Here is a 14,947-nt window from a genome sequence, read left to right on the forward strand (position 1 = left end):
GAAGGAAAAACATGAAGAAAGCTCAGATCAAGAAGAGCGTGTCTGCACTGGCGATGGCGGCTGTCATCGCAGTCAGCCTGTTCGGCTATGGCTGCGGCACGAAGTCTACCTCCGCAGGGGTGTCCGGCGATTTCATCGGCACTGCCAAGGGCATGGGCGGCGACGTTACCGTTACCCTGACGCTGGAAGACGGCAAGATCACCGACTGCACCGCTGAGGGCAAGGATGAGACCCCCGGCATCGGTACGCTGGCACTGGAGCAGCTGCCCGCTCAGATCGCTGAGACCGGCAGCATCGCCGTGGACGGCGTGTCCACCGCGACCATCACCTCTAACGCCATCAAGGAGGCGGCAGCCGCTGCTCTGACTGCCGCCGGCCTGAACGCTGACGACTATAAGATCGAGGTCAAGGCCGACGAGACCAAGGCCGAGGACTCCACCGTTGACGCTGACGTTGTCATCGTGGGTGCAGGCGGCGCAGGCATGACCGCTGCCATCACCGCTGCCGGTGAGGGCAAGAGCGTCGTCATCCTCGAGAGCCAGCCTATGGTGGGCGGCAACTCTGTGCGCGCTACCGGCGGCATGAACGCCGGCAAGACCGTGTATCAGGATGAGAACGAGTTCGGCGAGTCTGCCGGTGTCGAAAAGACCCTGAAGACCGCTGCCGAAAAGTACGCTGACAACGAGACCATCACCGCTCTGGCAAAGACCGTCTCCGAGCAGTGGGCTGCCTATCAGGCCAACCCCACCGGCTACTTCGACTCGGTCGAGCTGATGGAGCTGGATACCATGATCGGCGGCAAGGGCATCAACGACCCTGCTCTGGTCGAGACCCTGTGCGCAAACTCTGCTGACGCCATCGACTGGCTGGACGAGCACGGCATCACCCTGCACAACGTCTCCAGCTTCGGCGGCGCATCCGTCAAGCGCATCCATCGCCCCGTGAACGACGAGGGCAAGGTCGTCTCCGTCGGTTCCTACATGATCCCCCTGCTGGAGGAGAACTGTAAGAAGGCTGGCGTTCAGATCCTGCTGAACACCACCGCCAACGAGATCCTGACCGATGCCAACGGCGCTGCCGTGGGCGTCAAGGCCACCGGTTCTACCGGCGAGACCGTCACTGTGAACGCCAAGGCTGTGGTGCTGACCACCGGCGGCTTCGGCGCAAACCTCGATATGGTCGTCAAGTACAAGCCTGAGCTGAAGGGCTTCATGACCACCAACGCCGCCGGCATCCAGGGTCAGGGCATCGAGATGGCAGAGGCCATCGGCGCTGCTACCGTGGACATGGACCAGATCCAGATCCACCCCACCGTTGAGGCCAACACCGCTGCCCTCATCACCGAGGGTCTGCGCGGCGACGGCGCGGTCCTCATCAACGCCGAGGGCAAGCGCTTCATCGACGAGGTCGGCACCCGCGACGTTGTCTCTGCTGCTGAGATCGCTCAGACCGGCAGCTACAGCTGGCTGGTCGTCGATCAGGCGATGGTCGACAACTCCAGCGTCATTCAGGGCTACATCAAGAAGGGCTACACCGTCACCGGTGCTACCTACGAGGAGCTGGCCAAGGCCATGGGCGTCGATGAGGCTGCTCTCGCTGAGACCATGAACAACTGGAACGGCTATGTGGAGACAAAGAACGACCCCGACTTTGGCCGCACCAGCTTCGCCAACCCCCTGAACACCGCTCCCTACTATGCCATCAAGGTCACTGCCGGCGTCCACCACACCATGGGCGGTCTGAAGATCAACCCCAACACCGAGGTGCTGAACGAGAACGGCGAGGTCATCCCGGGCCTGTTCGCAGCCGGTGAGGTGACTGGCGGCGTCCACGGTGCAAACCGTCTGGGCGGCAACGCTGTGGCCGACTTTACCGTCTTTGGCCGCATCGCCGGTGCTGCTGCCAGCGACTACGCTGCATGAGCATCCGCAAGCAGCCTGAACCGGCCAAAGGCGGAAAGCGCCTGAGCTGGAAGGCGAACCTCCTCTTCGCCGCCGTCGTTCTGGCGGCCGCAGCCCTGCTGTTCTGGCTGCTGCGTTCCCGCAGCAAGGCCGAGCCGCTGGAAGCAGTCGTGGATTTCGGCGACGGCATCACCGAGGTGCTGCCACTGGACAAGGACTACGATTACCTGTACGAGGTGGGCGGCTATGTCGTCCATCTACAGGTGAAAGACGGCGCGGTTGCGTTTCAGGACAGCCAGTGTCCGGACCATGTCTGTGAGCAGTTTGGCTGGCTGAGCGGGGAGGGCGCATGGGCGGCTTGTGTCCCTGCCGGGGTGTATGTGCAGCTGGCCCCGCAGAGCGAGGCCGACACAGCATCCTGACCGGGCAAAAGGAATGAAGACACCCGCAAGACTCTGCAAAGAGCCTTGCGGGTGTCTTTTTTTGCGCAAAAATGACCAGATATTTTGTAAATAATGGGTGAAATGAAATTTGGACGCTTGTGTATTTCGGCGAAATGCGATACACTACCAATAACAGATTTTTTGTGCAAAGGGGATCGTATGCCCATTTGCCTACCATAGGAGGAAAAGCATGATCTGGAAAAAGAAAAAGGATGCAGCAAACCAGTCCGCTGGGGAGGCGCCGGAGGCAAAGACCTCGTCCGGCGCAGCCGCATTCGCCAAGAAAAACTGGAAATGGCTTGCCCCGCTGGCTGTCGTGCTGGTGGTGGCCGTCGTGCTGGTCGTGGGCGGCGGCAGCAGGGGCGCTGCGAGCCGTGATGTGACCTACACCGAGACGACCCCCACCCGTCAGGATGTCTCCAACTCCCTGAGCGGCACCGGCACCCTGAACCCGGCCAATACCTATACCGTCAAGTCGCTGGTGGACGGCAAGATCCTCACCAGCAATATTGAGGAGGGCGACAAGGTGGAGGAGGGCGATGTGCTCTACACCATCGACAGCTCGGACGCTTCCACCAATCTGGAAAAGGCCAGCATCGCCCTGCAGCAGGCCCAGCGCAGCTACGACAAGACCGTAGACCGTCAGTTTGTCCACGCTGAGGTGGACGGCACCGTCAGCAGCCTCAAGGTCGCCAAGGGCGACGAGGTGAGCAGCGGTCAGGAGGTGGCGGTCATCCGCGACAGCTCCAAGATGATGCTGAGCCTGCAGTTCCCCGCAGCCGACGCCGCCAACTTCTCGGTGGGCCAGAGCGCCGACGTGGTGCTGGACGGCACCTTCGAGAGTCTGAAGGGCACCATCACCGCCGTCACCGGTACCGATGAGCTGAGCACCGGAAACCTGCTGGTGCGCACCGTCACCATCCGCGTCAACAATGCAGGCGGTCTGACCACCGCACAGGCGGCGACTGCCAACGTCAACGGCGTCAGCTCCATCGCCTCCGCGACCTTTGCCTATCAGGCAGAGCGCACCCTGACCGCTCCCGCTGCCGGTACGGTCTCCTCCATCAATGTGCAGGAGGGCGACGACGTCACCAAGGGCGACATCCTCATCGAGCTGTCGGGCGACGACCTGACCGAATCCATCCAGTCTGCTTCTGAGGCCCTGCGCAGCGCCGAGATCTCGATGCAGAACCAGCAGGATACCATGTCCAACTACATCATCACCTCGCCCATCAGCGGCACCATCATCGAGAAGGACGCACAGCAGGGCGAGGCCCTCACCTCTGGCAGCACCCTCTGCGTCATCTATGACCTGAACTATCTGGAAATGGTCATCAACGTGGACGAGCTGCAGATCAGCTCCCTCTCCGTGGGCCAGAAGGTCCAGCTGACCGCCGACGCCGTCACCGACAAGACCTATGTGGGCACCGTGACCCGCGTGTCCATGAAGGGCAGCTCCAGCGGCGGCACCACCACCTACCCCATCACCATCCGCATCGATGAGACCGACGGCCTGCGCCCCGGCATGAACGCCAACGCAGAGATCGTCGTGGCAGAGGCCAGCAACGCCCTCGTTGTGCCCAACGCCGCTGTCATCCGCGGCGGCTATGTGCTGGTGACGAAAAAATCGCCCAGCGCGGCCAACGCTGTGGAGGACATGGACGCTCCGGAGGGCTATGTCTACGTCAAGGTCGAGACCGGCGTCAGCGACGACAGCTACACCCAGATCAAGAGCGGTCTGCAGGAGGACGACACGGTGGCCTACGATACCAGCTCTGTGTCGGATGACTATTACAGCGACAGCGACAGTATCTGGTAAGGAGGTGGCCCATGAGCGCTCTTATCGAATTTGATCAGGTGTGTAAGTATTATCAGATGGGCGACACGCTGGTGAAAGCTGCCGACCACATCTCGATGAAGATCGAGAAGGGGGAATTCGTGGCCATTGTGGGCCAGTCCGGCTCGGGCAAGTCCACCTGCATGAACATCATCGGCTGTCTGGATGTACCCACCCACGGCGTCTACCGGCTCAATGGCCGGGACGTGGGCAAGATGAACCGGGACGAGCTGGCGGATGTCCGCAACGAGATGCTGGGCTTCATCTTCCAGCAGTACAACCTTCTGCCCCGGCTGAACCTTCTGGAAAACGTGGAAGTGCCGCTGGTCTACGCCAACATCTCCCGCGCCGAGCGCCACAAGCTGGCCAAGGATGTGCTGGAAAAGGTGGGACTGGGCGACAAGCTCAAGAACCTGCCCAACCAGCTCTCCGGCGGCCAGCAGCAGCGCGTTTCCATCGCCCGTGCTCTGGTGCGCAACCCGGCGGTCATCCTTGCCGATGAGCCGACCGGTGCTCTGGACTCCCACACCGGCCGCGAGGTCATCGGGATGCTTCAGCAGCTCCATAAAGAGGGCCATACTGTGGTGCTCATCACCCACGACAATTCCATCGCCGTGCAGGCGGAGCGAATCATCCGTCTGGAGGATGGGCAGGTGGTGTATGACGGCGACGCCCACGCGCCCGAGGCCATCGTGCAGCCCACCATGTCCGCCGAACCGGCACAGGAGGCAGCCAAATGATCCTTGAAACTTTCCGTCAGGCGCTGCAAAACGTCTGGAGCAACAAGCTGCGCACCTTCCTGACCATGCTGGGCATCATCATCGGCGTTATGGCGGTCATCGTCATCGTCGGTCTGGGCAACGGCATGACCAGAAGTATGCGGGACAGCTTTTCCGCAATGGGCACCAGCACCCTCTCCATCCAGATATGGGGCTATGGTTCCCGCACTGCGACGGTGGATGATCTGTACAACATCGTCAAAAAGAACCCCGAACTGCTTTCCTCCATCTCACCGGAGCTGGATTTCAGCGATAACACCCCCAAGGTGGGCACGACGCGCTACCGTTACGGTACGGTGTACGGCGTGGATGAGAACTACATCGAGTCGAAGGGCTACACCCTCGCCAAGGGCCGGAACATCCAGTATATGGACATCGCAGACAACAAGCAGATCTGCGTCATCGGCGATTACATCAACCGTACGGCCTACGGCGGCAATGCGGTGGGCCAGACCATCAAGCTCGGCGCGTACAAGTTCCGCATCGTGGGCGTGCTGAAGGCCAAGATCTCCAATCCCGACCAGCAGGAGGGCAGCGACGACGATGCCGTCTACCTGCCCTACACCACGGCCATGCGCCTTTCCAACGAAAGTTCGCCGGACTCCTACTCCGCCATCATGGTGGACGAGAGTCAGGCCAACGAGGCCAAGGCTGCGGTGGAGCAGGGGCTGTATGACATCTTCAAGAGCGACAGTGCCTACTATGTCTACAGCGCCAGCGAGTGGCTGGAAGAGATGAACAAGATGATCAACATGGTCATCGTCATCCTTACCGGCATCGCCAGTATCTCGCTGCTGGTGGGCGGCATCGGCATCATGAACATCATGCTGGTGTCTGTCACCGAGCGCACCCGCGAGATCGGCATCCGCAAGGCGATGGGCGCGAAGGAAAGGACCATTCTGGCCCAGTTCGTCACCGAGGCAGCCACCACTTCGGCCCTCGGCGGCACGCTGGGCATCATCCTCGGCTATATCGTGTCGGCCATCGCCAATCAGGTGCTTCCTATGTTCACCGACGGCATGGACGTCACGGTCAGCCCGTCCTTCAACTCCATCGCGGCGGCCTTCGGCATCTCGGTGTTCATCGGTGTGCTGTTCGGCTATCTGCCCGCAAAGCGTGCAGCGCGGCTCAACCCCATCGACGCGCTGCGGTATGATTGATCTCCCCGGAATGCGAAAGGCTCTCCCTTTGGGAGAGCTGTCACCGAAGGTGACTGAGAGGGCAAGGATGCTTGCCTTGGTCAGGCGGCTTGCCCTCTCCGTCTCGCATTCGCTCGCCACCTCTCCCAAAGGGAGAGGCTTCGCGCTGATTTCTACAAGGAGTAACCACCATGAAAAAACGTCTTCTCGCATTTCTGCTGGCGCTCAGCATCGCGGTGTCGATGCTGGCTGCGCCGGCGTCGGCTGCGGGCAATAACACCGCCGTCCAGTTTGCCATCACGCTGGGTGCTATGGACGCGGATCAGTCCGGCGCTCTGAACGCAGCCGTGACCCGCGGCGCATTCGCCAAGATGCTCACATCCTACTCCACCTTCCGGGAGAGCGTCTCCTCTCAGGGGGCCGTGGGCACCCTTTACACCGACCTGCCCGGCACCTCGGCATGGGCACCCTATGTCCGCATCGCGGTGCAGCAGGGCTGGATGAACGGCTACACCGACGGCAGCTTCCGCCCGGACAACGCCGTCACGCTGGAAGAAGCCTGCACTGCCGTCCTCAAGCTGATGGGCTATAAGATGACCGACCTGAGCGGCGCGTTCCCTAACGCTCAGCTCAACAAGGCCAGCGAGATCGGCCTGCGCAGCGGTCTTGACCGCCGTCAGGGCGAGGCGATGAACTACGAGGACTGCGCCATCCTGCTCTACAATGCCCTCACCGCCAACAACGCCAGCGGCTCGGCCTACGGCACGACGCTGGGCTTTACGGTGAGCGACGGTCAGGTGGACGGCTCCACCGTCCTGCTCAGCAGCCTGCAGGGTCCCTTTGTCGCCTCAGAGAGCACGGTGCTGCCCTTCGTGCCCGCCAGCGTCTACCGCAACGATAAGGTGTCTGACTCTGCCGAGCTGAACAAGTACGACGTCTATTACTACAGCGAGAGCCTCAAGACCCTGTGGGTCTACACCCGCCGCGCCGCAGGCCGCATCACCGAGGTGTCGCCCTCGGCCAGTGCACCCACATCCATCACGGTGGCAGGCACCTCCTATACGCTGGGCAGCACGGCCATCGCTTCGCAGGTGTCTTCCCTCAACGGCGGCGGCGTGGGCCAGATCGTGACGCTGCTGCTGGGTATGAACAATGTGGCCGCAGGCATCGTCACCGGCGAGGAGGCCGATGAGGTCTTTTACGGCGTGGTGCAGTCGGCTTCCCGCAACCTCATCGACGAGGACAACAGCGCCGATGTGCTCCAGACCGTCAAGGTCATGTGCACGGATGGCATCGCCCGCACCGTGAATGTGGACAAAAGTCTGAACTTTCCCACCGGCTGGCTGGTGGAGGTAAAGGTCAACGCCGACGGCGAGAGCGTGGAGAAGATCTCGGAGTGCTCCGTCAATGGCGTCGTGAACGAGAACGCCACCGCACTGGGCGATATGGCCCTTGCAGACGACGTGCAGATACTGGATACGAGTACAGGGGGTGTGGCTGGGACGGTTCGTCCCAGCCGCCTATCGGGGGTAAAGTTAGATGCTTCCGATGTCCGCTACTACACCACCAATCCGCAGGGCCAGATCGATAAGCTCATCCTGAACGACGTTACCGGTGACCTGTGGTATTACGGTGTGTTGGATGACGTGAAAAATGTTGCTACCAACTACAGCACCCTCCTCAGCGCCATCAAGGCTGAGCCGGGCGACGGCACCATCGACACCGATGCGGTCGTCAGTCAGGTGAAGAGCATCATGGTGCCCACCACCACCGAGATCCTCTGGGGCGTCATCTCCGGCGACATCCTCAGCACGGCGTGGGAGCGCCTCACCAGCAATACCGGTGCCCTGCTGAGCCTCGGTTTCCAGCAGATCGCCCAGATCACGGGCACGCCCTTCAGTCAGATCTTCAACTTCATCGGCAGCGGCGCGACCTACATCGGCTACGTCGGCGGCCAGCAGGTCAGCCTGAGCACCTCCATCAAGTATCCGGTTCTGGCAGGCGGCATTGCGGTCTGTCAGGAGACCACCGGCTCAGTCCGCAACATGGTGCAGCTGATGCCCATGAAAATCGACAAGGTGGGCGCAGCCAGCGTCCTCTCCTCCAACGGGGAGCGGTTTGAGATGGCCGACGACGCGCAGGTCTATCTGTGGTACAAGGGCCAGTATTACTACACCAAGCTCACCTCGGTGAACTCCGATGACTACTACCTCACCGGCTGGTACGACAACTTCGGCTGCGCCGCCGGCAAGAAGGTGCGCATCATCGTCGCGGTCAAGAAGGATTGATGCCGGGCTATTACAGCCGCCCCGCGCGGCTGGGCCGTCAGGCGCGCCAACTGCTTCTCCCGCGGCGGTGTCCCTACTGCCGCGAGGTATTGGGGACGCTGCTGCGCTGTGAGGCGTGTATGCCCCGTCTGGAGGAGCTGCGCCGCAGCCCGACTATGCGGCTGGCCCGGGCCAGCCACTATCTGGGCAGGCTGGAAGGGGCCGCCGCGCCCTACCGGTATGAGGGCGTCGTCCGGGACGCTATCCTCCGCGCCAAATACGAGGGGGAGAGCTGGACGGCGGTGGAGCTGGGCGTAGAGATGACCGCCCGGCTGTTCGGCGCAAAGGTCGAGATGCACTTTGCCGAGCCGGTGCCCGGCCCTGTGGCGGGCGCTGCAGTCGGGTATGACTGCATCATCCCGGTGCCTGCCAGCAGCCGCCGGCGCGGCTACAACGTGCCGGAACGGATGGCCCGGCCGCTGTCTTATGCACTGGGGCTTCCGCTGCTGCCGAAGGCGCTCTGCCGCGCTCGGGCCGGACGCCATCAGGCTGGGCTTTCGCTGGAGGAACGTCTGGTGAATGTGGCAGGCGCGTTTCGTGCGCAGGAGCCGGAGCTTGTGGAAGGGAAGCGGGTGCTGCTGGTGGATGACGTCATCACTACCGGCGCGACAGCCGCAGCCTGTGCGCAGGCCCTCTTGGATGCAGGCGCACACAGCGTCTTTGCGGTGGCACTGGCTGCGTCAGGCGGAGAAATGGACGCAGCATCGAATGCTTCCGAAGCATGAGCGAAAAATCCAGAAAAAATTGAAGAAAATTGCAAAAAGTGCTTGACAAAACGGCCTGCAACGGGTATACTAATGGAGCTGTGAGCGATGAGCCACAACAAATATCCGGGTGTAGCGCAGTTTTGGTAGCGCGCTTGAATGGGGTTCAAGAGGCCGTGAGTTCGATTCTCGCCACTCGGACCAAACAAAAATAATCCGAACTTGTTTCCGATAGGGGATGGGTTCGGATTATTTGTTTTCTTCGGAAAGTTCAATACAGGTATCCGTGGAAGATGAAATCCGAAATCATAGATTGACCGATATAAGCCACAATATGATTTTAGGAGGATACGAACATGAAGTACGATGAAAGAGCCTGCCATTTCAACATGGACACCGGCTGCGTGGAGCTGCTGACCCGCTGGGTTATGCGGATTTGATTCTGAATGGCGACCCGGAGGAATATTTGAAGAATATGGCTGGAAGCCATGGACTAGAAATCTAAATGAATGCTGGATATTACTGTTTTTTAACTGGTAATGTCCAGCATTTGTTATTTGGTGTCGATCGATTAATTTTAATGGAATCTTTATACTTCTACAATTTTCTTTACGGCTCCTTTATCTATTCCATGCTAATCTTTATGCACACGGATAGGTAAAGGAGCTTTTATGATTCAATATCCTCGTTACAGGCAGCACCGTTTTTCTTCTTTTCAGGTCATTATTGCAGGTTTTGCGGCAGTTGATCTGGTGGGCGCATTGCTTCTGATGCTTCCGATCGCTGCACAGCAGCGGTGCGTTACACCGTTCCATGAGGCGCTGTTTACTTCCACCTCTGCCCTTTGCGTGACCGGGCTTGTGGTTCAGGATACCGGCAGCTACTGGTCGGCATTCGGGCAGAGCGTGATCCTTCTTCTGATCCAGATCGGAGGATTGGGTGTCATTACGGTGGGCGCTGCCTTTGCGCTGCTTTCCGGGCGAAAGATCTCCCTCAAGCAGCGCAGCACGATGCAGGAAGCCACCGCTGCCCCACAGATGGGCGGCATCGTGCGGCTGACAGGCTTTATTCTGCGGATCACCGCTCTGTTTGAACTGGCCGGTGCTGCACTGCTGCTGCCGACATTTTGCGCCGATTATGGATTGCGCGGGATCTGGTATGCACTGTTTCATTCCATTTCGGCGTTCTGCAATGCCGGCTTTGACCTGCTGGGAACAGAGGGTGCAAAATTTGTTTCGCTGACACGGTATGCAGGAAATCCATTGCTTACCACAGTGATTGCGGCCCTGATCGTCTTTGGCGGCCTTGGCTTTCTGACATGGGAGGACATTTGTACATATCGCCTTGATTTTCACCGTTATCGGATGCAGAGCAAGGTGATCCTTGTCACAACGGCGTTTCTTCTGGTACTGCCGGCGCTGTACTTTTATTGCTTCGAGTTCACGGCAGGCTCTGCCCGGCAGCGCATTTTATTGTCGATGTTCCAATCCGTTACACCCCGTACTGCCGGTTTTAACACCGCCGATCTTGCTTCGATGGGCAGCACTTCACAGGCATTGATGGTGGTTCTGATGCTGTTGGGCGGTTCGCCCGGCTCTACGGCAGGCGGCATGAAAACCACAACATTTGCCGTTCTGCTGGCCAATATGTGGGCGACCTTCCGCCGCAGAGAAGATGCCGAATTTTTCGGGCGGCGCATAGATGGTTCCGCGGTCAAGAATGCTGCCACGATTGCAGGGATGTATTTGACGCTGTTCTTCCTCGGAGCCTTTGTCATTGCTGCGGCAGAGCAATTGCCGATGTCGGTCTGTCTGTATGAGACCGCATCGGCTGTGGCAACAGTAGGTCTGACATTGGGTATCACACCGCAGTTGGGCATCCTTTCGCAGGGGGTACTGATCGCACTGATGTTTTTGGGACGTGTTGGCGGATTGACGTTGATCTATGCGGCATTTGGCAGCAGCCCTGCCCACTCTCGTCTGCCGCAGGAGAAGATTGCAATCGGGTAAAGGAGACAAGTATGAAATCGATTCTTTTGATCGGGCTTGGCCGTTTTGGCCGCCATATTGCGCAGGAACTGAATGAGCTGGGTCATCAGGTCATGGCCATCGACAACAACGAAGACCGTGTGAACGCCGTGCTTTCCTATGTGACGAATGCACAGATTGGTGACAGCACCAGCGAATACTTTCTGCGCTCCCTTGGTGTCGGCAATTTTGATGTGTGTATCGTAACCATCGGCGGCAATTTTCAAAGCTCACTGGAAACAACATCACTGCTCAAGGAGTTGGGCGCAAAGCTTGTGGTCTCGCGTGCAGAGCGGGATGTACAAGCCAAGTTTCTGCTGCGCAACGGTGCGGATGAAGTGGTCTACCCGGAAAAGCAGCTGGCAAAGTGGGCAGCGATCCGATACAGCTCCGAACACATTCTGGATTATATCGAGCTGCAGGACGACCACGCCATCATGGAAGTGACCATTCCGCCGGAATGGATGGATCGCACGATCGGCGAGATCAATATCCGAAAAAAGTATAACATCAACATTCTTGCGCTGAAAAAAGACGGAAAACTCGATATGAACATCACGCCGGATACACAGCTGTGCCGGGATGAAAGTATGCTGGTTTTGGGGAAATACGCATTGATTCAGAAGTGTTTCCGGCTCTAAAAAGATAGGACAGATCATATGGATGTCGTTTTGTTGTTGATGGTTCTTGGAGTCATGTTGAGTGGTTTCCGGGCAGCAGATGCGATGGATCAGATGCGGAAGGAGATCATTCGACAAGAAGGAAAAAGACGTGGCTGGTGGTCGTAACCATCAAATTGTGCTATACTGTGGGCAAGGCAGGTGATCTTTATGAATCAGAACAACCCACCCACTGAACATATTCTGGCGTGTCTGTCGTCTTCTCCCTCCAATGCAAAGATCGTGCGGACGGCAGCAACGATGGCAAAGGCTTTTGGAGGGACCTTTACAGCTCTGTATGTCCGGACGCCTGACTCGGATCAGATGGGAAAAGAAGACTGTCGGCGTTTGCAGCAGCACATTCGTATGGCAGAGCAGGCAGGTGCCGACATTTCTACGATCTACGGAGATGACATTCCGCAGCAGATCGCAGAGTTTGCCCGCATCTCCGGCATTACAAAAATCGTACTGGGGCGCTCCAGCGTACATCGCCGCCATTTCTGGAGTGGACCGTCACTGACTGAAAAATTGACGCTGACTGCGCCTAATCTGGATATTTATATCATCCCGGATGCTTCTGCAGAGAACGGCTACGGTTCAGGACGGAAGCTGTTCACCCGTCCGCTTCTGCCGTCTGTCCGTGATCTGCTGATCACCGCAGGCATCCTGAGCTGCATCACGCTCATCGGCTTCTTTTTCTTACAACTGGACTTTGCGCGTTATAACATTATTATGCTCTATATGCTGGGGGTGCTGTTCACCGCATTGTGTACCAGCGGCTACACCTGCGGTGTGCTGGGGTCCGTTGCCAGTGTAGCATTGTACAATTTCTTCATGACCGAGCCATACCTGACATTCCATGCGTATGATCCCGGTTATCAGGTTACATTTGCCCTGATGCTGACCTCTGCAATCATTACCTGCACCCTGACAACGCGGCTGAAGGATCATGCAAAAATGTCTGCGCAGGCAGCGTTCCGTACAAAAATACTGTTTGATACAAATCAGCTTTTACAGAGAGCAAAAAGCGAGGAAGAAATCCTCTCTCAGACAGCGTCCCAGTTGATGAAGCTGCTGAACCGGAGCCTGATCGTTTACCCGGAACAAAACGGAGATCTTGGTTCAGAACAGTTTTTTGGGGTTGATGGGGAAACGGCGCAAAACATCTTTTCTGCACCGGAAGAACGTGATGCAGCAAACTGGACGTTTGCCAACAAAAAGCGTTCCGGTGCAGGCACGGATAGCTACCCGGACGCAAAGGGGCTTTATCTTGCACTTCGGACCGGGGGCGGTGTGTTTGGAGTGGTTGGGATCGATCTGTCCGAAAAACCGCTGGATGCCTTTGAAAACAGTGTGCTGCTTTCCATTCTGGGCGAAGGTGCGCTGGCCATCGAAAACCGCAGAAATGCGCTGGAAAAAGAGCAAGCTGCATTGCAGGCAAGGAATGAAGAGCTGCGGGCAAATCTGCTGCGCACGATCTCCCATGACCTGCGCACCCCGCTGACCTCCATTTCCGGCAATGCCAGCAATCTGCTTTCCAACGGAGAAACGCTGGATACAGAGACCCGGAACAAGATCTGCACCGATATTTTTGACGATGCGCAATGGCTGATCGGTCTGGTGGAAAATCTGCTTTCCATCACCCGCATTGAAGATGGGCGGATGAATCTGCAGATCTCGCCGCAGCTGATGGACGAAATGATCGAAGAAGCACTGCATCATGTCAACCGGAAAAGCTGCGAACATACCATCACAACACAGTATGGGGACGAGATTCTCCTGGTCAATGTGGATGCACGGCTGATCATGCAGGTCGTTGTCAATCTGGTGGATAACGCCATCAAATACACCCCCGTAGGCTCGGTTATTCAGATTTCGGCTTACCGGAAAGACCATCAGGTCGTAGTGGACGTTGCAGATAACGGTCCCGGCATTCCGGATCGCGCAAAAGCACAGGTGTTCGAGATGTTTTATACCGGGCAGAGCCGTATAGCGGACAGTCACCGCAGCCTTGGATTGGGTTTGCCCCTCTGCCGAGCGATCCTGACGGCTCACGGCGGAACATTGACCCTGCGTGACAACATTCCCAATGGCAGTGTCTTTTCCTTTGCACTGCCGCAAAGCGAGGTGAATATTCATGAATAAGCCGTCCATTCTGGTCGTAGAGGATGATGTTCCTGTACGGTGTCTGATCACAACGACCCTGAAGACCCACGGCTATAAATATCTGACTGCTTCCAATGGAGAAACGGCGATCATGATGACTACCAGCCACAATCCGGACATCATGCTGCTGGATCTTGGGCTGCCCGATATAGACGGCATCGAGGTCATCCGCAGCGTCCGCACATGGTCGAACCTGCCCATCATCGTCCTGAGTGCCCGGAGCGAAGATTCTGATAAGATTGAAGCACTGGACAACGGCGCAGACGATTATCTGACAAAGCCGTTTTCCGTGGATGAGCTGCTGGCAAGACTGCGTGTAACGCAGCGCCGATTGAATCTGCTGGCTTCTGACGGTATAAACAGCCCGGTTTTTGTCAATGGTCCTTTGAAGATCGACTTCTCGGCAGGCTGCGTCTGGTTGAGCGAGAATGAATTGCATTTGACCCCTATCGAGTACAAGCTGCTGTGTGTGCTGGCGCATAATGTGGGCAAAGTGCTGACGCATACCTCCCTCACGCAGAAAGTATGGGGCAGTACGCAGGAAAATGACATTGCTTCCTTGCGAGTTTACATGGCATCCCTGCGCAAAAAATTGGAACGATACCCGGATGCGCCGCATCTGATCCAGACCCATGTTGGTGTCGGATACCGGATGCTGCGCGCAGAAAATGATGAAGCATAGTAAAAAAAATAGGGTGCGCCCTTGAATAGGACGCACCCTGCCATCGCAATTCACGATTCGATTCGTTGACAACAACCGTGAATTGCATATCGCAAACAGGTCGTTGAGAATTGCTCTGCTTGTAAAACTTGCGATTAAAGCCACAGACGATAGCGATATGTACAACAGGGAGTTCCCCAGAGCAGAGTTCCCATAAAACAGTATTTGCAAAAGTTCCCGCAATGGGGCAGATTTGGCGTGACTTCGGTCACGCCTTTTCTTTTGCTTCCAGTTCATCCAGAGG

The 14,947-nt window shown here is 57.8% G+C and carries 11 protein-coding genes, 1 tRNA gene and 1 pseudogene; all 13 read left to right on the forward strand.

Annotated elements, in window-relative coordinates:
* Nucleotides 1-11: 11 nt before the first annotated feature.
* The 13 genes and pseudogenes from ACT8X9_RS01600 (at nucleotide 12) to ACT8X9_RS01660 (ending at nucleotide 14,664) form a co-directional block, all read left to right on the forward strand.
* Entirely contained in the window at nucleotides 12-1,922 is a 1,911-nt protein-coding gene (locus ACT8X9_RS01600) for a flavocytochrome c (protein WP_444267903.1), read from the forward strand.
* A complete protein-coding gene (locus ACT8X9_RS01605; RefSeq protein WP_444267904.1) occupies nucleotides 1,919-2,323 on the forward strand; it encodes a NusG domain II-containing protein in 405 nt (134 codons plus the stop codon). The genes ACT8X9_RS01600 and ACT8X9_RS01605 overlap by 4 nt, the downstream gene beginning before the upstream one ends.
* Before the next feature lie 211 nt (nucleotides 2,324-2,534).
* A complete protein-coding gene (locus ACT8X9_RS01610) occupies nucleotides 2,535-4,163 on the forward strand; it encodes an HlyD family efflux transporter periplasmic adaptor subunit (protein ID WP_444267905.1) in 1,629 nt (542 codons plus the stop codon).
* An 11-nt stretch (nucleotides 4,164-4,174) separates the two neighbouring features.
* Nucleotides 4,175-4,921 carry an ABC transporter ATP-binding protein gene (locus tag ACT8X9_RS01615; protein WP_444267906.1) on the forward strand — a complete coding sequence of 249 codons (747 nt, stop codon included), beginning with the start codon at nucleotides 4,175-4,177 and terminating at the stop codon, nucleotides 4,919-4,921.
* Complete coding sequence (locus ACT8X9_RS01620) at nucleotides 4,918-6,120, forward strand: ABC transporter permease (RefSeq protein WP_249234459.1); 1,203 nt, start codon at nucleotides 4,918-4,920, stop codon at nucleotides 6,118-6,120. Before ACT8X9_RS01615 ends, ACT8X9_RS01620 begins: the two co-directional genes overlap by 4 nt.
* A 170-nt stretch (nucleotides 6,121-6,290) precedes the next feature.
* Nucleotides 6,291-8,387, forward strand: a complete 2,097-nt coding sequence (locus ACT8X9_RS01625) for an S-layer homology domain-containing protein (protein WP_444267907.1) — start codon at nucleotides 6,291-6,293, stop codon at nucleotides 8,385-8,387.
* A complete protein-coding gene (locus tag ACT8X9_RS01630) occupies nucleotides 8,387-9,151 on the forward strand; it encodes a ComF family protein (protein WP_444267908.1) in 765 nt (254 codons plus the stop codon). Before ACT8X9_RS01625 ends, ACT8X9_RS01630 begins: the two co-directional genes overlap by 1 nt.
* A gap of 105 nt (nucleotides 9,152-9,256) precedes the next feature.
* Nucleotides 9,257-9,334, forward strand: a tRNA-Pro gene (locus tag ACT8X9_RS01635).
* A 152-nt stretch (nucleotides 9,335-9,486) separates the two neighbouring features.
* A pseudogene (locus ACT8X9_RS01640) lies at nucleotides 9,487-9,635 on the forward strand (DUF6061 family protein).
* Between the two features lie 166 nt (nucleotides 9,636-9,801).
* Complete coding sequence (locus ACT8X9_RS01645; protein ID WP_444267909.1) at nucleotides 9,802-11,139, forward strand: TrkH family potassium uptake protein; 1,338 nt, start codon at nucleotides 9,802-9,804, stop codon at nucleotides 11,137-11,139.
* A gap of 11 nt (nucleotides 11,140-11,150) precedes the next feature.
* Entirely contained in the window at nucleotides 11,151-11,798 is a 648-nt protein-coding gene (locus ACT8X9_RS01650; protein ID WP_444267910.1) for a potassium channel family protein, read from the forward strand.
* Between the two features lie 189 nt (nucleotides 11,799-11,987).
* On the forward strand, nucleotides 11,988-13,961 hold the full coding sequence (locus ACT8X9_RS01655; protein ID WP_444267911.1) for a DUF4118 domain-containing protein: 1,974 nt from the start codon (nucleotides 11,988-11,990) through the stop codon (nucleotides 13,959-13,961).
* Nucleotides 13,954-14,664, forward strand: a complete 711-nt coding sequence (locus ACT8X9_RS01660) for a response regulator (RefSeq protein ID WP_005926942.1) — start codon at nucleotides 13,954-13,956, stop codon at nucleotides 14,662-14,664. The genes ACT8X9_RS01655 and ACT8X9_RS01660 overlap by 8 nt, the downstream gene beginning before the upstream one ends.
* The last annotated feature ends 283 nt before the right edge of the window (nucleotides 14,665-14,947 follow it).

Source organism: Faecalibacterium sp., assembly GCF_052358865.1.
Classification (GTDB): domain Bacteria; phylum Bacillota; class Clostridia; order Oscillospirales; family Ruminococcaceae; genus Faecalibacterium; species Faecalibacterium butyricigenerans.

Coding starts and splice junctions, on each gene's coding strand:
- ACT8X9_RS01600 (WP_444267903.1), top strand. CDS start 12: ATGAAGAAAGCTCAGATCAAGAAGAGCGTGTCTGCACTGGCGATGGCG.
- ACT8X9_RS01605 (WP_444267904.1), top strand. CDS start 1,919: ATGAGCATCCGCAAGCAGCCTGAACCGGCCAAAGGCGGAAAGCGCCTG.
- ACT8X9_RS01610 (WP_444267905.1), top strand. CDS start 2,535: ATGATCTGGAAAAAGAAAAAGGATGCAGCAAACCAGTCCGCTGGGGAG.
- ACT8X9_RS01615 (WP_444267906.1), top strand. CDS start 4,175: ATGAGCGCTCTTATCGAATTTGATCAGGTGTGTAAGTATTATCAGATG.
- ACT8X9_RS01620 (WP_249234459.1), top strand. CDS start 4,918: ATGATCCTTGAAACTTTCCGTCAGGCGCTGCAAAACGTCTGGAGCAAC.
- ACT8X9_RS01625 (WP_444267907.1), top strand. CDS start 6,291: ATGAAAAAACGTCTTCTCGCATTTCTGCTGGCGCTCAGCATCGCGGTG.
- ACT8X9_RS01630 (WP_444267908.1), top strand. CDS start 8,387: ATGCCGGGCTATTACAGCCGCCCCGCGCGGCTGGGCCGTCAGGCGCGC.
- ACT8X9_RS01645 (WP_444267909.1), top strand. CDS start 9,802: ATGATTCAATATCCTCGTTACAGGCAGCACCGTTTTTCTTCTTTTCAG.
- ACT8X9_RS01650 (WP_444267910.1), top strand. CDS start 11,151: ATGAAATCGATTCTTTTGATCGGGCTTGGCCGTTTTGGCCGCCATATT.
- ACT8X9_RS01655 (WP_444267911.1), top strand. CDS start 11,988: ATGAATCAGAACAACCCACCCACTGAACATATTCTGGCGTGTCTGTCG.
- ACT8X9_RS01660 (WP_005926942.1), top strand. CDS start 13,954: ATGAATAAGCCGTCCATTCTGGTCGTAGAGGATGATGTTCCTGTACGG.